The 17,995-nt window shown below is 64.8% G+C and carries 18 protein-coding genes; 9 read left to right on the top strand and 9 right to left on the bottom strand.

Annotated features, from left to right (window positions below; genetic code table 11):
- Positions 1-14: 14 nt before the first annotated feature.
- Together GGC65_RS17035 and GGC65_RS17030 are read right to left on the bottom strand one after the other, a co-directional pair.
- A complete protein-coding gene (locus GGC65_RS17035; protein ID WP_192648249.1) occupies positions 15-1,412 on the bottom strand; it encodes an MATE family efflux transporter in 1,398 nt (465 codons plus the stop codon).
- A 103-nt stretch (positions 1,413-1,515) separates the two neighbouring features.
- A complete protein-coding gene (locus tag GGC65_RS17030; RefSeq protein ID WP_192649585.1) occupies positions 1,516-2,088 on the bottom strand; it encodes a Pycsar system effector family protein in 573 nt (190 codons plus the stop codon).
- 151 nt (positions 2,089-2,239) lie between these two features.
- On the opposite strand from GGC65_RS17030, the gene GGC65_RS17025 reads away from it, so the two are divergent.
- The 3 genes from GGC65_RS17025 to GGC65_RS23750 all read left to right on the top strand — a co-directional run bounded on the left by GGC65_RS17025 (position 2,240) and on the right by GGC65_RS23750 (position 5,753).
- Positions 2,240-2,476 (top strand): acyl carrier protein, encoded by a 237-nt coding sequence (locus tag GGC65_RS17025; protein WP_088472186.1) that lies wholly within the window; start codon positions 2,240-2,242, stop codon positions 2,474-2,476.
- Positions 2,477-2,483: 7 nt separating this feature from the next.
- The gene (spt, locus tag GGC65_RS17020) at positions 2,484-3,686 is read left to right on the top strand and encodes a serine palmitoyltransferase (RefSeq protein WP_192648248.1); all 1,203 of its coding nucleotides are present in this window, start codon (positions 2,484-2,486) and stop codon (positions 3,684-3,686) included.
- A 102-nt stretch (positions 3,687-3,788) separates the two neighbouring features.
- Complete coding sequence (locus GGC65_RS23750; RefSeq protein WP_192648247.1) at positions 3,789-5,753, top strand: ATP-binding protein; 1,965 nt, start codon at positions 3,789-3,791, stop codon at positions 5,751-5,753.
- A 9-nt stretch (positions 5,754-5,762) separates the two neighbouring features.
- On the opposite strand, the gene GGC65_RS17010 is transcribed toward GGC65_RS23750, so the two are convergent.
- Genes GGC65_RS17010 through GGC65_RS17000 form a run of 3 tightly spaced genes read right to left on the bottom strand, consistent with a single transcriptional unit; the run spans position 5,763 to position 8,088 of the window.
- Positions 5,763-6,623 (bottom strand): hypothetical protein, encoded by an 861-nt coding sequence (locus GGC65_RS17010; RefSeq protein WP_192648246.1) that lies wholly within the window; start codon positions 6,621-6,623, stop codon positions 5,763-5,765.
- Between the two features lie 10 nt (positions 6,624-6,633).
- On the bottom strand, positions 6,634-7,608 hold the full coding sequence (locus tag GGC65_RS17005) for a diacylglycerol/lipid kinase family protein (protein WP_192648245.1): 975 nt from the start codon (positions 7,606-7,608) through the stop codon (positions 6,634-6,636).
- A gap of 6 nt (positions 7,609-7,614) precedes the next feature.
- Complete coding sequence (locus GGC65_RS17000; RefSeq protein ID WP_192648244.1) at positions 7,615-8,088, bottom strand: DUF2141 domain-containing protein; 474 nt, start codon at positions 8,086-8,088, stop codon at positions 7,615-7,617.
- 133 nt (positions 8,089-8,221) lie between these two features.
- On the opposite strand from GGC65_RS17000, the gene lptF reads away from it, so the two are divergent.
- The 3 genes from lptF to GGC65_RS16985 are packed head-to-tail and all read left to right on the top strand — an operon-like array spanning position 8,222 to position 10,826.
- Complete coding sequence (lptF, locus tag GGC65_RS16995) at positions 8,222-9,442, top strand: LPS export ABC transporter permease LptF (protein WP_192648243.1); 1,221 nt, start codon at positions 8,222-8,224, stop codon at positions 9,440-9,442.
- Positions 9,443-10,540, top strand: a complete 1,098-nt coding sequence (gene lptG, locus GGC65_RS16990) for an LPS export ABC transporter permease LptG (protein ID WP_192648242.1) — start codon at positions 9,443-9,445, stop codon at positions 10,538-10,540. It abuts the gene before it with no gap.
- A gap of 13 nt (positions 10,541-10,553) precedes the next feature.
- On the top strand, positions 10,554-10,826 hold the full coding sequence (locus tag GGC65_RS16985) for a hypothetical protein (RefSeq protein WP_192648241.1): 273 nt from the start codon (positions 10,554-10,556) through the stop codon (positions 10,824-10,826).
- Positions 10,827-10,871: 45 nt separating this feature from the next.
- On the opposite strand, the gene GGC65_RS16980 is transcribed toward GGC65_RS16985, so the two are convergent.
- The gene (locus tag GGC65_RS16980; RefSeq protein WP_192648240.1) at positions 10,872-11,984 is read right to left on the bottom strand and encodes a fatty acid desaturase family protein; all 1,113 of its coding nucleotides are present in this window, start codon (positions 11,982-11,984) and stop codon (positions 10,872-10,874) included.
- A 117-nt stretch (positions 11,985-12,101) separates the two neighbouring features.
- Here GGC65_RS16980 and GGC65_RS16975 point away from each other — a divergent pair, with 117 nt between their 5' ends.
- The 3 genes from GGC65_RS16975 (at position 12,102) to GGC65_RS16965 (ending at position 15,884) form a co-directional block, all read left to right on the top strand.
- The gene (locus GGC65_RS16975; protein ID WP_192648239.1) at positions 12,102-13,268 is read left to right on the top strand and encodes an N-acetyltransferase; all 1,167 of its coding nucleotides are present in this window, start codon (positions 12,102-12,104) and stop codon (positions 13,266-13,268) included.
- A gap of 63 nt (positions 13,269-13,331) precedes the next feature.
- On the top strand, positions 13,332-14,759 hold the full coding sequence (locus GGC65_RS16970) for a DUF1800 domain-containing protein (protein WP_192648238.1): 1,428 nt from the start codon (positions 13,332-13,334) through the stop codon (positions 14,757-14,759).
- Between the two features lie 3 nt (positions 14,760-14,762).
- Positions 14,763-15,884: a DUF1501 domain-containing protein gene (locus GGC65_RS16965; protein ID WP_192648237.1), complete on the top strand. Its 1,122-nt coding sequence runs from the start codon at positions 14,763-14,765 to the stop codon at positions 15,882-15,884.
- Positions 15,885-16,014: 130 nt separating this feature from the next.
- Here the strand turns inward: GGC65_RS16965 and xth are convergent, their stop codons facing one another.
- The 3 genes from xth to GGC65_RS16950 all read right to left on the bottom strand — a co-directional run bounded on the left by xth (position 16,015) and on the right by GGC65_RS16950 (position 17,891).
- Entirely contained in the window at positions 16,015-16,785 is a 771-nt protein-coding gene (gene xth / locus GGC65_RS16960) for an exodeoxyribonuclease III (protein WP_192648236.1), read from the bottom strand.
- Positions 16,786-16,824: 39 nt separating this feature from the next.
- Positions 16,825-17,166, bottom strand: coding sequence for an iron-sulfur cluster insertion protein ErpA (erpA, locus tag GGC65_RS16955; protein WP_192648235.1), 342 nt, complete (start codon positions 17,164-17,166; stop codon positions 16,825-16,827).
- Positions 17,167-17,258: 92 nt separating this feature from the next.
- Positions 17,259-17,891 (bottom strand): M23 family metallopeptidase, encoded by a 633-nt coding sequence (locus tag GGC65_RS16950; RefSeq protein WP_225940868.1) that lies wholly within the window; start codon positions 17,889-17,891, stop codon positions 17,259-17,261.
- Positions 17,892-17,995 lie beyond the last annotated feature (104 nt).

Below are 17,995 nucleotides of genomic sequence, written 5' to 3'. Positions count from 1 at the left end.
GCGAAGTTTTTGCGTCAGGCCGGAAGGAGGCCAAGACGAGCGCGCATCCGCCATCGCAGAATCAACAGCGCAGCCACGACGACGAGCCCCACCGCAAGACCGATCCACACGCCCACACCGGCGAGCGGGGTCCAGAAACCGAGGTAGATTGCGGTACCATAGCCGGCTAGCCAGTAGCCGCAGATTGCGATGATCATCGGCGTACGCGTATCCTGCAATCCGCGCAGCACGCCCGCAGCAACCGCCTGTGCGCCGTCGAAGAGCTGGAAGGCGGCGGCGACGACGAGGAATTGCAGGGCAAAACCGACCATCGCCGCGTTGCGCGCCGCGTCGACGTCGACATAGATCGACAGTACGAGCGACGGAAACAGCCAAATCAGCAGCGCCATGAACGCCATGAAGCCGATGCCGAGAGCAAGCGAGGCAAAGCCGGCATGGCCGATCGCGCGGCGGTCGCGCGCGCCATAGGCAAGGCCGACGCGGATCGTCGCCGTCTGCGCGACCCCGAACGGGATCTGGAAGGTCAGCGCGGCGACCTGGAGCGCGATCGTGTGCCCGGCAAGTTCCGCCTCGCCGATCCGTCCCATCAGGAAGGCGGCGCCGGTGAACAGCCCCGCCTCGGCGAGGATCGTCAGGCTGATCGGCGTACCGATGCGCAGCATGTCGAAAAAGCGCGCCCATTCGGGCCGCCACAAATTGCCGAACAGATGATAACGCCGCAGCCGCCGGTCGGTCTGGATGACGACGACATAGGCAAGCAGCATCAGCGCGCTCGTCGTCACGCTGGAAATTGCCGAACCGTGCAGGCCGAGCGCGGGCATGCCGAGATTTCCGAAGACCAGCATCCAGTTGCCGAGCGCGTTGACGAAGAGAGCGCCGAAAGTGATTGCGGTCGCAATCGTCGGCCGGCCGAGCGCCGAGACGAAGATGCGCAGCACCGCCGCCGCGATCATCGGAAACAGGCCCCACATCAGGATCAGCAGGAAGCTCGCGGCGCGCGCCGAGGTTTCGGCGGGCTGCCCGGTAGCGATCATGATCGGGCCGCCGGCCGCGCAAATACCCATGAAGACCAGCGAAATCAGCGCCGAAAGCCACAGCGCCATGCGTACGGTGCGCCGCACCTCGCGCACCGCATGCTTGCGGCGCCCGAGCTCGGCGGCGATCAACGGCGCGGAAGCCCCGATCAACCCCGTGCCCGTCCAGAGCAACAGCCCGAAGATCGCAACCCCGAGCGACGATGCGGCGAGCGCGGCGTCGCCGAGCCGCGCCACAAAGATTACGTCGATCGCATGCACGAGCATCTGGAGCAGGTTTGCGGCAGCGAGCGGCACCGCAAGCGCCAGCGTCGCCCGGAATTCGGTGCGAAAACCCTGCGGCGGTTCCGCGGTCAATGGGGCAGCCTGCTGCAACATAGCCGGCCCGGATAGGCGCGGGGGTCCCGAGGTTCAATACTGGGCGGTTTTTAGCGGTTCATTTGTTGGGGAGGGTGGCAGAAAGGCAACAGCAAGGCGTACCCTAGTTGCCCCCCAACATCGCCATCTCGACCCCGAATGCGATGAAGGTCAGCGTCAGTCCGACGACGAACAGCCGGTACGCATAAGCCAGATAGCGATATTTGCGCCGCGCGAGCACGACGCCATTCTGGTAAGTATCGCGCAGCATCGTCTCGTAAAGATCTTCCTCGGTGCGCAGGCGCGTTTTCACGGCATCGATGAACTCATCCTCGTCCATCTGTTCGAAGCGACCGAAGAACAGGATATTGCTGTGATCCTTGCCGTCCTTGTAGACGACGGGCGGCGCCTTTCCGACGCGCGGCAGCACCGCCGACACCGCGAGCAGCGCCGAGAGGAAGGAAAAGGTCGCGAGGATCGCGAGCGGTATCGCGAGCGCCCCTGCCCCGGCGCGCGCCTGCCCGATCGCGAGCGTGAAAACGACAAAGGTCGCGCCCATCAGGATCGACGCCTTTTGATCGGCCATTTGCGACAATTGCATCGTGATCTGCTGGTTGGTGCGCACCAGATGCACCGCGTTCGGCGGAAAAGAAATCGCCGGCCGTTCGGGCGATGCCTTTGAATCTGCGCTATCCATGCCAAGCTGCCCCTGCTGGCGACCCGTCACAGGGATGCCACGAAGTCCCGCCAGCGGCAAGATGCTGCCCTGTTCCCGCCGCATTCGCTTGCCAATCGGGAGCCTTCGCGGCATGCCGCACGCAACTTTATTCCTTTATAGGACGCATCCCATGAGCACCGCCCTGCGCGACCAGATTTTCGGCCTGATCGGCCCATTCAACAAGAAGGGCGTCGAGCTGACCGATGCCACGACCTTTGCCGGCGACCTCGAATGGGACAGCCTGACGGTGATGGATTTCGTCGCCGAGGTCGAGGACACGTTCGATATCATCATCAGCATGAACATGCAGGCCGAAATCGAAACGGTCGGCCAGCTGGTCGCCGCGGTCGAGAAACTCCAGGGCTGACAGCGCGATGACCGATCTCTTCTCGAAATTCGACCCGCTGATCCAGCAGCGCGAGCAGCTGCTTGCAACGGGCGTCACCGATCCGTTCAGCCTGGTGATGGAGCGCGTCGTCTCCCCCACCGTCGCGATCTGCAACGGGCGCGAGACGATCCTGCTCGGCACCTATAATTATATGGGCATGACCTTCGACGAGGATGTCATCGCCGCGGGCAAGGATGCGCTCGACAAGTTCGGCAGCGGCACGACCGGCAGCCGCGTCCTCAACGGCACCTATCAGGGGCACAAGGAGTGCGAGGACGCGCTCAAGGAATTCTACGCCATGGATCATGCCATGGTGTTTTCGACCGGTTACCAGGCGAACCTTGGCATCATTTCGACGATCGCCGGCAAGGGCGACTATGTCATCCTCGACATCGACAGCCACGCCTCGATCTATGACGGCTGCGCGATGGGCAACGCCGAAATCGTCGCCTTCCGCCATAATGACGTCGAGGCGCTCGAAAAGCGCCTGAAGCGCCTGCCGCCAGAAGCGGGCAAGCTCGTCGTCCTTGAGGGCGTCTATTCGATGCTCGGCGACATCGCGCCGCTGAAGGAAATGATCCGCGTCTCGAAGGAAGCCGGCGCGATGGTGCTGGTCGACGAAGCGCATTCGATGGGCTTCATCGGCGAGCATGGCCGCGGCGTCGCCGAGGCGCAGGGCGTGATCGACGATGTCGACTTCATCATCGGCACGTTCAGCAAGAGCGTCGGCACCGTCGGCGGCTTCTGCGTCTCGAACCATCCGAAGTTCGAGATCATGCGGCTTGTCTGCCGTCCCTATGTGTTCACCGCCTCGCTGCCGCCGAGCGTCGTCGCGACCGCCGCGACGAGCATCCGCAAGCTGATGCACGGGTCGAACAAGCGCGCGCACCTGTGGGAAAATTCGAAGGTGTTGCACAAGGGCCTGCGCGACCTCGGCTTCCAGCTCGGCACCGAGGAGCCGCAGTCGGCGATCATCGCGGTGATCATGCCCGACCTCGAACGCGGTGCGATGATGTGGGAAGCGCTTCTGGAAGAAGGGCTTTACGTCAACCTCGCCCGCCCGCCCGCGACACCCGCGGGCATGACCTTGCTGCGTTGTTCGCTGTGCGCCGAACACACGATCGAACAGGTCGGCGAGATCCTCGGCCGGTTCGAGCGCGCGGGCCAGCGCGTCGGGATTATCGGCTGAACCGAGATCATCCGCCGACCAGCGGATTCCTTTTCGGGGCGAGTTGAAGCCGCGGAGCCTTCGGCGCTTTGCGGCGGCCCGCTTGTCCGGTAAGAGAAGCGCGTGTTCGAGCGGGATAGCGACAGCGAAAACGACGGCCGGCGGGAGCGTATTCGCTTCTGGTCGACGATCGTCCTCGGAGCGATCCTGACCGGTGTGGTCGGGGCGCTGCTCGTGCTGCTTGCGCGCGCCAACGACAATTATGATCGCTCGCTCGGCTGGCAGACGCAGAGCATGGAGGTGATTTCGCAGACCCGCTCGGTCGACGCGGCGATCGCGCGCGCCGAGGCCGCGCTCGGCCGCTTCGCGGTCGGGCTGCAGAAATCGGACGGGCGCGTCTATGAATATCAATGGGCGCGTGCGCGGCAGTTCATGACGCAATTGCGCCGCAACGTCCGCGACAACCCGAAGCAGATGGCACTGGTCGAACAGCTGACGCGCGAGATGGACATTCGCGGCGCGCAGCTCGGCGACGCCGCGCTCAGCGCAAACTATAACCAGACCGTCGCCGCCATCTCCAAATATTATGCCGCGGGGCAAGGTCAGGGGCTGAGCCAGATCGACAAGCTGCTGACGGCGATCATCGCCAACGAACGTACCTTGCTGCGCGAGCGGAACCGGATCGCGATCGCCGATCGCGCCAATCTCAACCAGGCGATCCTGCTCTTCTCGCTGCTTGGCGCGGGCGCGGCGGTCATCGCGATCGGCACGACCTTCTCGTTGATCCGCGCCGAAGGCGAACGGCGGCTCGCGCGGAACGAGCAGCTTTTTGAAAGCGACCGCGCGATGCAGCTCGAGGCGGCGGTCAAGGAGCGAACCGCCGAACTCGCGCACGCGAACGATGCGCTACGCGGCGAGATGATCGAGCGCGAAGCCGCCGAAGCCCAGCTGCGCCAGGCGCAAAAGATGGAGGCGGTCGGCCAGCTGACCGGGGGCATCGCGCATGATTTCAACAATATGCTGGCGGTCGTCGTCGGCGGACTCGAGCTGGCGCAGCGCGCGCCCGAAAAGGCGTCGCGCCACCTCGCCAACGCGCTCGACGGTGCCAATCGCGCCGCCGACCTGACGCGCCGCCTGCTGACCTTTGCCCGGTCCGAGCCCGCGCGGCCCGAGATGGTGACGATCGACGATTGTATTGCGAGCTTTGGCGAGCTGATCGAACGCACGATCGGCGACCGGATCGCGCTGACGCTCGACCTGCAAGCCGCAGGCCACGCCTGCTGGGTCGACCGGCAGCAATTCGAAAATGCGCTGCTCAACCTTGCGGTCAATGCGCGCGACGCGATGAACGGCAATGGATCGCTGACGATCCAGACGCTCGACGACGGCGAAGGCAAGGCGCTGGCGGTGCGCGTGATCGACACCGGCTGCGGCATGTCGCCCGAGGTGCTCGAACGCGTCTTCGATCCCTTTTACACGACCAAGCCCGCTGGCCAGGGCACCGGCCTTGGCATGAGCCAAGTCTTCGCCTTCTGCCGCCAATCGGGGGGCGAGGTCCAGATTTCATCGACCGAGGGCGAGGGCACGAGCGTCGCGATGCTGCTGCCCGTGACCACATCGGGGCTCGACGCCGCGACCGACACGACGCAAGGCGACGTCGCTGCGCACCCGGCATTGCCCGATCATGCGCTGAACATATTGGTGGTCGAGGACGACCAGCGCGTCCTTGCCGCGACGGTCGAGGCGGTCGGCGAGCTCGGCCATACCGCGGTCGCGTGCGGCAACCCGCTCGAAGCCGAAACATTGGTCGAAGGACAGCTGGCAGAGGGACGAAACGGGTTCGACCTGATTCTGACCGACGTGCTGATGCCCAAGCTCACCGGCCCGGAAATGATCGCGCAGCTGAAACAGCGCTGGCCCGACCTGCCCGTGCTGTTCGTGACGGGCTATGCCGGCGATGCGAGCGAGATCGCCAGTTTCGGCGACCATGACGTGCTGCGCAAACCCTTCACCCTCGCCGCGCTCGATCAGGCGATCCGGCGGAGCGGCCACCCGCGGCCGACCGAAGGGCAGCGGCTCGCGAGTTAAGGTCGGGCGTTACCGAATAGCCCCGCTCTTCATCAAACGCGGAACCAGCGTCAGCGCGGCGACGAGCGGCCAGCGGCGCTGCCAAGGCTTGATCTCGATCTTCGTCCCCGCGTGGCGGTTGATCTTCCACGCTAGATAATCGATCCCGCCGGCATAGGTCAGGCTGGCCTTGGCAAGCCGCGCGATGCTGAGCGCCTTGCCCTCCAGCCGCCGCCGCGCCCAGCCGCCGCCACGTGCATCGGACGGGATCGCGGCGATCGCAGGGGGACTGAACCGTTCGTAACGCCTGGCGTCGGCGTCGACGACCGACTGCGCGCGGCTCGTGCGCTCGGCGCGCAGTTCTACCGAATAAGTGAGCGAAAAGGCGCGGCGCCACCAGTCGAGGGGCGCTTCGCCGTCGACGCTGCCCGCTGCGGCAAGCAGCGTCGGTGCCGCGCGCGCCACTGCGGCGACGGCGCGATCGCGCGCAGTATCGTCGACCGCCCAGACAAGCCGCGACGGCTGCGCAAAGCGCGCCCACACCGAAACATTGCGCGTCTCCGCACCGTTCAGCCGGTCGAAATCGGCCTCGCTGAGCACCGCATATTTGGCGATCAGCCCGTCGTGCTGGAACGGGAAGACATTGGGCGGGATCAGCCGGTTGGCGACCGCCATCCAGCGTTTGGGATAAGCGTCGCTATAGTCCGACACGATCAGATAGAAATCGAGCATCAACCCGTCGAGTTCGCTCTCGCGCAGGCAGCTGCCGTAAAACAGCACCGCGCGCGCACTGCCGGGATATTCGGCCGCGATCGCGCGCGCCATCGCGGCGGCGCGCGGGTCGACGGGGGTCGCCAGTTCGGCGCGGACCAGATCGATCAGGTCGGACACGCGTAAGCGCTCAGGCAGCGAGGCGCAGGAAGGGAACTGGCTGCGTCGAGGTCAGGATGATCGGCATGCCATGCTTGGCCTGGAAGATTTCGCCGTCGAGGATGACGTTCGACCGCTCGCCCTCGATGCGGATTTCGTCGCCCTGCTGGAAATGCACGCCGTCGAGTTGCTTCTGCCCCAGCGTCCCGCGCCATGCCCCACCGAGCATGCGGAACATCGCCCCGACATTGCTGTCGGTCGCCAGCATCTTCATATTCCCGTTGGTGCCATGCGCTTCGCTGGTACGGATGCTGAGCAGCAATTTCTCCAGCGTCGTGACGATCAACAGCGAGAATTTGCCCTTATACTCGCCCTGCCGGATCAGCGACACGGTCATATTTTCGGGCTTGGGCGGCAGGCGTCCGCCGCCGATCCCGAAGATGATCGCAAACATACCGAGGATCGCCGCGAGGAAATGCGAGATCCCGTTCGGCAGGCCGAGCGGATAGATGCGGTTGCGGCAATAGAGCATCACGTCGGCAAGATAGGCCCCGCCGAGGAACATGCCGAGCACCGGCCGCTCTTCGCCGCCGCTGTCGAGCGAGATCAGCTGGCGCTGGATAACATGATCCTCCAGCCGGCCCGTTTCGACGAGTTCGAGCACGCGTTCGAGCGCCTTGATCGGATCGCCCTCGGCACCGAGGTCGAGCGCGATCAAATTGGTCTTGCCGTTCGGAAGCACCGCGACCGGCGGCGGCGAGCCGCCAAAATGATCGCCCGAATAAATTTCGGTCAGCGCAGCCTGCACCGTACCGTCGCCGCCGTTGATCACGACGACGCGCGGGCCGACCATCGCCATCGTGCGGATGGCTTTTTCGATCTGGTCGACGTCCTCGACCTCATAGTGGAAGATATCGGGGTGCGCCGCGCAATATTCGCGAACCCGCGGCAACAACGAGCGGTTGCCCGTCGAGCGTGGATTCGAAAGGAGCGCGACGCTAGCCATATCCGATCACATATATTTCATCGAGATGGAGATCGTCTTGGGCGACTCTCCAACCGAAAAGGCCGTCTTGCGGTAGCTCGGCTTGCCGAGGTTGAAGACGTTGATGCTGGGATTGTTCGACATCCCGCCGCCATCGGCGCGCAGGTCGGTCTTGCCATTGCCGTTGACGTCGTGGCGCACGGCAATGCCGTACACGCCGGCTTCGGGCAGCGGCACGCAAACGGTCATCGTTCCGGCGCGCGCCGGCACTTCGACGCGGGCAAGCCAACGTCCCTTGGCCAACCACTCGTCCGCCGTCCCGCGATAGCTTTGCACGCGGATCTTGCCGGTCGACGCCTTGACACCGCTGATCTGGACCAGCGTCGACGGACCGCTTCTGCACTTCGACAGATCGTTCGAGATGACCCGGCCTTCTGCCTGCGCCGATGCGGCAAAAACCAGCACCGAAACAGCAAGCAGAGCGGATACAAATTTCGACATGACCTCAAAACCTCCAGAGGCTATAGCCATCTCCGCGAGCGCAAAAACGCGCGCCGACATGGGTCCCTGTCGCCCTTGAATCGGCATATCGGAAACAACTGCGGCCAAATCATGGTGATGGGGCGACCAAAGATTGAATAAGCTTCCTGCCATCGACCGCTACATCGCGCGGCTCATTTTCTTCCCGATGCTCGGCACGCTCGTCCTGTCGGCGATGCTGCTCGTGCTCGAAAAAATGCTCCGCCTTTTCGATTTCGTCGCCACGGAAGGCGGCCCGGTCAGCGTCGTGTGGCGCATGCTTGCGAACCTGATCCCCGAATATCTTTCGCTCGGCATCCCGATCGGGCTGATGCTCGGGATTCTCCTTGCTTTCCGACGGCTTGCGACCTCAAGCGAGCTCGATGTGCTGAAGGGCGTGGGGATGAGTTTCGGGCGGCTGATGCGGGTGCCCTTTGCTTATGCGATCGCGCTCGCGGCGCTCAATCTGGCGATCGTCGGCTTCATCCAGCCTGTCGCGCGCTACGCCTATGAAGGCTTGCAGTTCGAGCTCCGCTCGGGTGCGCTCGGTGCGTCGATCAAGGTCGGCGAATTCACCAAAATGGGCGACCGCATGACGCTCCGGATCGAGGAAAGCTATAACGACGGGCGCAGCCTGCGAGGCATTTTCGTGCGCGGCGAACAGAAGGACGGCCAGCGCGTGTCGGCGACTGCGGCGCGCGGCCAGTTCCTTGCGACCGACGATCCGAATACGATCATCCTGCGGCTGTCGCAGGGCGTGCTGATCCATGAATCGCCGAAATTTGCGGTTCCCCGCGTCCTGACCTTCGACAATCATGACCTGCCGATCCCGCTGCCCAAGATCGAGGCGTTCCGCCTGCGCGGCGGCGCCGACCGCGAAATGACGATCCCCGAACTGTTCGTCGCCGGCAAGGACAAGAGCCAGTCGGTGCAGACGCGGCTCGAATCGCGGGCAAATTTCCATTTCCGCATCGTCGAAGTGATGTCGATGTTCCTGATCCCGCTGATCGCGATCGCGCTCGCGATCCCGCCCAAAAGATCGACCTCGTCGCTCGGCGTCTTTCTGTCGATCGTGCTGCTGGTGACGCAGCACAAGATCAACCAATATGCCGAGGATCTGGGTGCGCGCGGCACGGTCGATCCGCTGATCGCGCTGTGGGTGCCCTATCTCTTGTTCGCGGCGCTCGCGATCTGGATGTATTATGTCGTTGCGCATGTCCCGGGCGGTCAGCCGATCGGTGCGCTCGAACGCGTCGCGGCCAAGGCGGGGCAGAAGATTCGCGCGATGCTGACGATGTTCCAGCGCAAGCCGCGGCTGGTGGAGAGCCCGACCTAAATGCATCAACTCCACTTTTTCCCGTCGCGCACGATGGCGCTCTACGTCGGCCGCCTCTTCCTCGTTCGCTCCTTCTCGATCCTGTTCGCGCTGGTGCTGATCCTGCAGACGCTCGACCTGCTCGGCGAGAGCGGCAAGATCCTTGCGGTCGCGGGCAACAGCGACTCCGATGTGTGGCGCTATGTCGGGATGCGGCTGCCGCAGATCGTCGAGACCTTCCTGCCATTTTCGGTGCTGCTCGGCACGATATTGACGATGGTGACGCTGAACCAGAACAGCGAGGTCATCGCGATGAAGGCGGCGGGCATGTCGGCGCATCAGGTGCTTGCGCCTTTGTTCCTCGCCGCCTTGCTCGTCGCGGGCATCAGCTTTGCTTTCAACGAACGCATCGTCACGCGATCGACCGCGGCGCTCAGCGCGTGGCAAAAGGTCGAATATAAGCAAGTCCCCAAGGACAGCGGCATCCGCACGAATATCTGGGTCCGCGACGGCGACGACCTGATCAACGCGACGACGGTCGATACCAGCGGGCCGGTCATCACCCTCGGCTATGTGACGATCTATGAACGCACCGGCGGCGTGCTGTCGTCGATGCTGACTGCGGACAGCGCGCGCGCGGTGCCGGGCGGCTGGGAACTGACGGGCGCGAAGCGCTTCATGCGCCGCTCAGGCACGCTCGAACCGCTCGGCACGATCATCGCGGCAAAGAACGTCCGCCCCGACCAGTTCACGCTGGCGCAGGTCGATGGCGACGAACTGCCCTTCCTGAAACTGCAATCGGCGATCGCCGACCTCGAGGCTGCGGGACGTCCGGTCGATGCGCTGAAGGGCGTACTGTGGCACAAGATTTCGGGGCCGCTGTCGGCAATCCTGATGCCGCTGCTCGGCGCCGTCGCGGCGTTCGGGCTTGCGCGTTCGGGCAAGCTCTTCATCCGCGCGATCCTCGGCATGGGGCTCGGTTTCGCCTATTTCGTCGCCGACAATTTCGCGCTCGCGATGGGCGACCTCGGTGCCTATTCGCCCTTCCTCGCCGCTTGGGGCCCGTTTATCCTGTTCGCGCTGATCGGCGAGATGATTTTGATCCGGACCGAGGAATAGGGTCGCGAACGAAATGGAGTGGTTTGCAAACTATCGAGCCAAGATTTTGGACGAAATGTACGAGGGCGAACCGTTCGGCCCCGATAAGTTCACCATGGTCTGGCCAACTTTTGCTGGCTGCGCGATTTTTGCTCCGCTCGACATCGGCATAGGTCTGACGAACCCATATCGCCTGATAATCCTCGGCGCGTTGATTACGCCTGGGATAATATGGCTGGGCTACCTAGCCTTCCATATGCTCAGAGCTTTTCAGATGTGGGCCGTCTGGCAAGACTCCAACGATTGATCCAATTTCCGCGGGCGCCCGCAGGCTGCCCGCGTATCAATTCGATCAATCTTTGGCGGCGGCGCCCTTTGCCGATCCCGCAACCAGATTCATCACTAGCTTCGGCAGGCTGTCGTAATTCGCACCGTGATATTGTGAATCCGCGGGCAGCGCGTCCTTCAGGCGGCGGTGCGCTTCGCCGAGCGAATGATAGGGCACGCCCGGAAGCAGATGATGCAGCGCGTGATAGCGCAGCCCCACCGGCGCCCACAGTTCGGGCAGCAGCCCCGGGGGCGGGACGTTGACGCTGTCGAGGAACTGGCCGGTCACGGTCAGCACCGCGCCGTCATTTTCCCACAGATGCGCGACGAGCGTACGGATCTGGTTGAGCACCAAGGTCGCAGCGGCGATCGCGCCGAAGATGACGAGCGCGCGCAGCGGCACCCAGCCGAAGACGCCCGCGGCGATCAGCAGGCTCGACCACGCCCAGGCGCCGCCTTCCTGCCACGCCCACTGGCGGCGGAACTCGCCCTCGGGCGGTTTGCGGCGGAACAGCGGGTTGATGATCATCCCCGAATAGCGTTCGACGACGATCTTGCGCAGCGGCGGGATCAGAAACGACAGCGGGGTCAGCACCGCGTAGCGGAAGAGCAGCGCGACCGGCGCGAACGCCGCGGCGACGACGAAAAACGGCACCGTCCACGGCTTCATCAGCGCGAGCGGCAGATATTCGGGGTCCTCGACCGTGCCATATTTGGTGCGGTTGTGGTGCAGGCTGTGAATCCCCTCATACATGAACGACGGGATCAGCATCGGCACGCCGACGAGGATGTTCCAGCCGAGGCGGAAACCCGGCAGCGCATTTTTGCGGATATGCGTGAGCTCGTGAATGAAGCTGCCCGCGCGGTAGAGCGCGATGACCGAAATCACCGCGGCGACGAGCATCCAGGCGGCCGAGGGCGCGAGGATCGCCGCCGCGATGCCGGCATAACCAACGAATGCCGAGGCGAGCATATCGGTCCAATAGATGCGCGCCGACGGCTGCACGAGATCGCGCGTCAGCTCCGACGCCGCGCGGATCATCGCCATATCGTCGGCAATCGCCGACTTGGGCGTCTTCGTTGCCGACGTCACGAAGGGAGTCGCGACCCGATCGGCGGGGGGATTGATCGTCGTCATAGCGGGGTCTTCACCATTATTTCGTGGCAGCAAAATGGCCGAATGCGGGTCGCCAGCGCCATTTCTATGCCCTAATGCGTCGCCAAACATATAGGTCAGCGATTTCAGGAAACCAGTATGAGCGGACATTCGGACGGCCCGATCACAATTCACCCGGTCAAGAACAAGAATGATTTGCGCGAGTTCGTCGAGCTCGCCTTTCGGCTCAATCGCGGCGACCCCGCGTGGGTGCCGCCGCTGAAGGGCGAGGTCTACGGCCTGCTGACGCTCGGCAAGAATCCGTGGTTCGAGCATGGCAAGGCGCAGTTCTTTCTCGCGCGCCGCGACGGCCGCACGATCGGCCGCATTTCAGCGCATATCGACGCGCTCGCGCTCGCGCAGCCCGCCGAACAGGGCATGGGGCCCGGCACCGGCAATTGGGGCCTGCTCGAAGCCGAGGACGAAGCAAGCGCACAGGCGCTACTCGTCGCCGCCGAGGATTGGCTGCGCACGCAGGGCATGCACCGCTCATTGGGGCCGCTGTCGATTTCGATCTGGGACGAGCCCGGACTGTTGATCGAAGGGTTCGACAACCGCCCGACGGTGATGATGGGACACAACAGCCCGCTCTATCGCGCATGGGTCGAGGGTGCGGGCTACCAGCCGGTCAAACAGCTGCTGAACTATGACGTCGCGATCGACGAGGGTTTCCCGCCGCTGGTCAATCGCATCGTCGCCGCGGGCGAGAAGAATTCGCGCATCCGCATCCGCAAGGTCGACAAGCGCCGCTTCGCCGCCGAGGCAAAGCTGATCATGGGGCTGCTCAACGATGCCTGGTCCGACAATTGGGGGTTCGTCCCGCTGACCGACAGCGAGATAGCCTATGTCGGCAAGAAGCTGAAGGACATCGTCTTCGAAGATCTGATCCGCGTCGCCGAAGTCGACGGCGAGCCGGTCGCGTTCATGATCGTGCTGCCGAACATCAACCAGTTGCTGATCGACATGGACGGCTCTTTGCTGCCCTTTAACTGGGCGCGGCTGCTGTGGTGGCTGCGCAAGCCCCAGAGCCATATCCTGCGGGTGCCGCTGATGGGGGTCGCGAAAAAGCTCCAGAACAGCCGCATGGCGAGCACTCTCGCTTTCATGATGATCGAATATATCCGCCGCGATGCGGTCGCCGACTATGGCACCAAGCGCGGCGATATCGGCTGGGTGCTCGACGACAATCAGGGGATGAACGCCGTCGCCGACGCGATCGAGGCCAAGGTCAACCGCGTGTACCAGATCTACGACAAATCGCTCTGACGCCGGGACAGATTTGCGACAAATGACGGCCATCGTGCGTTGGGGGCACGGAAAGGCTTTGTCATGGCAGTCCGATATCTTGCCGCCAATCGCTTCGGCCTCGGCCGCCGCTTCGACGATCCGGCGATCGATGACCCGAAAGCGTGGCTGACGCGCCAGATCGGCGATTATGATCCTGCTCCCGCGGCGCTCGCGGGCCTCGCCGGGCGCGCGGCAATCGCGACTGCCTATGCCGAATATCGCGACGAGCGACAGGCGATGCGCCGCGAGGCGAACGATGCGGCGATGCGCGACGACGACCCGATGCCCGAGACGATGCGCCGCATGGCGCGCGCGGGTTTCCGCCGCCATTATGCCGACGCCGCCGCCGCGCGGCTTGCCGCCGCGGTCGCGACGCCGACGCCTTTTCCCGAGCGGATCGTGCATTTCTGGGCGAACCATTTCGCGGTGTCGGCGGACAAGCAGACCGTCGTCGGCTTCGCGGGCAATTTCGAGAATGAAGCAATCCGCCCGCACATCATGGGCAAATTTTCCGATCTGTTGATCGCCGCGGTGCGTCATCCCGCGATGCTGCTCTTTCTCGACCAGGCGCAAAGCTTTGGCCCCGACAGCCCGTTCGCGACGCGCGTGCGCAATCGCGGCAGGCGGCAAGCGCCGGGGCTCAACGAGAATCTGGCGCGCGAGATATTGGAACTGCACACGCTCGGCGTGCGCGCGGGCTATACGCAGGCCGATGTGACGGCTTTCGCGAAGGCGCTCACCGGCTTGACCGTCGCCGGCCTCGGACGCGGCGTGGGACAGCGACTGATGCCCGCCGACGCCCAGCCCGGCGAGACGGTATTTATCGGCCCGCTTCACGAACCCGGCGCGCAGACGATACTCGGCAAGCGATACGACGATGCCGGTGCCCGGCAGGCCGAAGCCGTGCTGCGTGATCTCGCCGTCCATCCCGCGACCGCGAAACATGTCGCCGCCAAGCTGGCGCGTCATTTCACGAGCGACGAACCCCCGGCGGCGCTGGTCGATCGGCTCTCGACCGATTTCCTCAAGACCGGCGGCGACCTGCCCTCGCTCTACCGCGTGCTTATCGCGTCTCCCGAGCCTTGGGCGGCGACGCCCGCGATGTTCAAATCGCCTTGGGACTGGACGGTGTCGATGCTGCGCGCGCTGCAAACGCCCGGGCTCGGCGAACGGCAGAATGTCGCCGCGATGTTCACCCAGCTTGGCCAGCCGGTGTGGCGCCCCGGATCGCCCAAGGGCTATGACGACATGGTCGCGACCTGGGCGGGGTCGGCGGCGCTGATGCAGCGCGTCGAACTCGCGAGCCGCATCGCCGGGCGGATCGGCGACCGTGCCGATGCGCGCCAGCTCGCGCCGCTCGTCCTTGCCGACGCACTCACGCCCGACACCGCGCAGGCGATCGCCCGCGCAGACAGCCCGGGACAGGGCATCGCGATGCTGTTCGCCAGCCCGGCCTTTTTGCGGAGATAGACGATGATCCTCTCACGCCGCTCGATCATCCTGTCGGGAATCACCGTCGCCGCCGCGGGCGCCCTCCCCGGCTTCGCTTATGCCGCCGCTGGCACGCCGAAGCGCCTCGTCTTCATCATCCAGCGCGGCGCAGCCGACGGCCTCGCGATCGTTGCGCCGACGGGCGATCCCGCCTTTGCCGCCGCGCGCCGCGCGATGGCCGACGAGACGGCGGGCGGCGCGAAGCTCGACGGCATGTTCACGTTGCACCCCGCGCTTACGGCGACCGCCGGCCTCTACACCGGCAAGCAGGCGCATTTCGCGCACGCGGTCGCCACAGGCTATCGCGACCGCTCGCATTTCGACGGGCAGAATATGCTCGAGGGCGGCGGGTCGCGACCCTATGGGCGCGACACCGGCTGGGTCGGGCGGCTGCTTACCTTGCTCCCTGCCGCCGAGCGCGATGCAATCGCGATTGCACCGGCGGTCCCGCTCGCGCTGCGCGGGACGGTGCAGGTCGGCACCTATGCACCGAGCCGACTGCCGCAGGCCGACGCCGACCTGATCGCCCGGCTGACCGCACTCTACGCCGACGATCCGCTGCTCCATCCGCTGTGGGACAGCGCGGTGAAGACGCAGGAGCTTGCGGGCGATATCGGCGGCAACAACGGCCGCAACGGCGCCGAACTCGGCAAGCTCGCGGCGTCGCTGATGCTGCCCGCTGATGGCGCGCGCGTAATGATGGTCGAAACGGGCGGCTGGGACACGCACAGCGGCCAGCGCGGGCGACTTGCGGCACAATTGCGCGGGCTCGATCAGCTCGTCGGCGCACTTCAATCGGGGCTTGGCCCCGCGTGGAGCGACACGCTGGTCATCGTCGCGACCGAGTTCGGGCGTACGGTCGAGGTCAACGGTACCGGCGGCACCGACCATGGCACCGCATCGACCGCGATGCTGCTCGGCGGCGGACTAAGCGAGGGCGGCAAGGTGTCGGCCGACTGGCCGGGCCTCGGTACCACTGCGCGTTACGAAGGCCGCGACCTCAAGCCGACGCGCAGCCTCGAAAGCGTGATCGCGGGTGCGGTCGCACATCATTATGCGCTCGACCCGAAGCGGGTGATGACGACGCTGTACCCCGACGCTTAACAGCTGTTTCGGCGTGGCCGAAACAGGGCGGCACCGGCCCGCTCCCCCACCCGGCCTCCCTAGGTTACTATCGTTGGGGAGGCCGGGTGGGGGAGCGGGCCGGTGCCGCCTTCCACGTCAGTGGAAGAAATTAGGCGAGAATCGCCCAAGTCGGGGCGTGGTCGCTCGCCTTTTCGCGGCCACGATGATCCTTGTCGACGCCCGCGTCGACCAGCCGGTCGGCGAGCGCGGGGCTGAGCAGCAGATGGTCGATTCGAAAGCCATGATCGCGCTGCCAGCCGCCCGCCTGATAGTCCCAAAAGGTCCAGACGCCGCCCGCCGGATGGCGGCTGCGGATCGCGTCGGTCCAGCCGTCGCCGAGCATCCGGAAATAGGCGTCGCGCGACTCGGGCTGCATCAGCGCGTCGGTCGACATCGCGCGCGGGTCCCACACATCGTCGTCGTGCGGGATGACATTATAATCGCCGGTCAGGATCGTGGGGATTTCGGAGGCGAGGAGGAATTTCGCGCGCTCGCGCAGCCGCGCCATCCAGCGCAATTTATAATCGAATTTCGGGCCCGGCTGCGGGTTGCCGTTGGGGAGGTAGATCGACGCGACGCGCAGGCCATGGACGTCGGCCTCCAGATAGCGCGACTGCTCGTCTTCGGGCTCGCCCGCCAGCCCGCGCTGCGCTTCGACCGGCTGCGTGCCCTTGGCGAGGATCGCAACGCCGTTGAAGCCCTTTTGCCCGTGATAGAGGAAGCCGTAGCCCGCCGCCTCGATCTCCTTGGTCGGCATCGTCTCGTCGCTCGATTTCAGTTCCTGCAGGCAGGCGACATCGGGCTGCGTTTCCTCGAGCCATTCGACGAGGCGCGGCAAACGGGCCTTGATCCCGTTGATATTGAAGGTCGCGATTTTCATGCCGCACCTATGGCAGCAAGCACGGCGCCGCGAAAGGCGTCAGATCGAGAAGCTGGACCCGCAACCGCAGCCGGAGGCGGCGTTGGGGTTTTCGACCTTGAACGACGATCCGCCGAGCGAATCGACGAAATCGACGATGCAGCCGCGCACAAGGTCGATGCTGACCGGGTCGACGACCAGTTTCACCCCGTCGGTTTCGGTGACGATGTCATCGGCATCGATGCCTTCGGCCAGACCGAAGCGATAGGTGAAGCCCGAACAGCCGCCGCCGTCAACGGCGAGGCGCAATGCCGCCTCACTCTCGCCCTTGCGATCGGCGATCCAGCGGACGCGCGCCGCGGCGGCGGGCGACAGGGTGATTTCGGAAAGCTGCGTGGCCATGATCACTAGATAGGGACCTTGTGCTCAAATAAAAAGGGCGCCTCGACGGTTGACCCGCCTGGCGCCCCTCCTCTCCGACCCAGGAAAGCTTGTTATTCGGGACCGCCCATCGCGACATTCTTGCCGGTGATGGCGGCGATCGCCATCTGGTCCGAGCGAACGAACGGCATCGGATTGACCGGCGCGCCTTCGATGCGGACTTCATAATGGAGGTGGTTACCGGTCGAACGGCCGGTCGAACCGACGTACCCGAGGACCTGCCCCTTCTTCACCGACTGGCCCGGGGTCACGATGTACGACGACATGTGGCCGTAGCGCGTCTGGATGGCGTTGCCATGTTCGACCTCGACATAATTGCCATAGCCGCCGAGACGCTGGGCGCGACCAACGATGCCGTCGGCGGTTGCATAAATCGGGGTGCCGTGCGGCGCCGGGATGTCGATGCCGTTGTGGCGCGCAACCTTGCCGGTGACCGGGTGGACGCGCATGCCGTACGACGACGAGAGCGACATCTGGTCGATCGGGCGGCGCGAGGGCACCGCAACGCCGATCGAGGCGGTCAGGCCGGTGTCGAGGCGCTTCCACGCCTGGAAAATTGCGCGGGCTTCGCTGTCCTCGCCGGTTGACGGAACGCCAGCGGTAAAGCTGTCGTCGTCGGGCTCGTCGGGAGCGGTAATGCTAGCGTCGGCGCTGGTTTCGGCGGCATGGGCGGCCGGTGTGGCCATTCCGAAACATGCTGCCGCGCAGATTATTGCGACTTGGTGCAACTTCTGCGCCAGAAAAGTGTTAATCAAAACAACGACCCCGCGTTTGCCATGTCGTCAAAGTC

This window comes from Sphingopyxis sp. OAS728 (assembly GCF_014873485.1).
In the GTDB taxonomy this organism is placed as follows: Bacteria; Pseudomonadota; Alphaproteobacteria; order Sphingomonadales; family Sphingomonadaceae; genus Sphingopyxis.
Note: the sequence above shows the minus strand (reverse complement) of the source record. Positions and strands in the feature narration are given on the sequence as shown.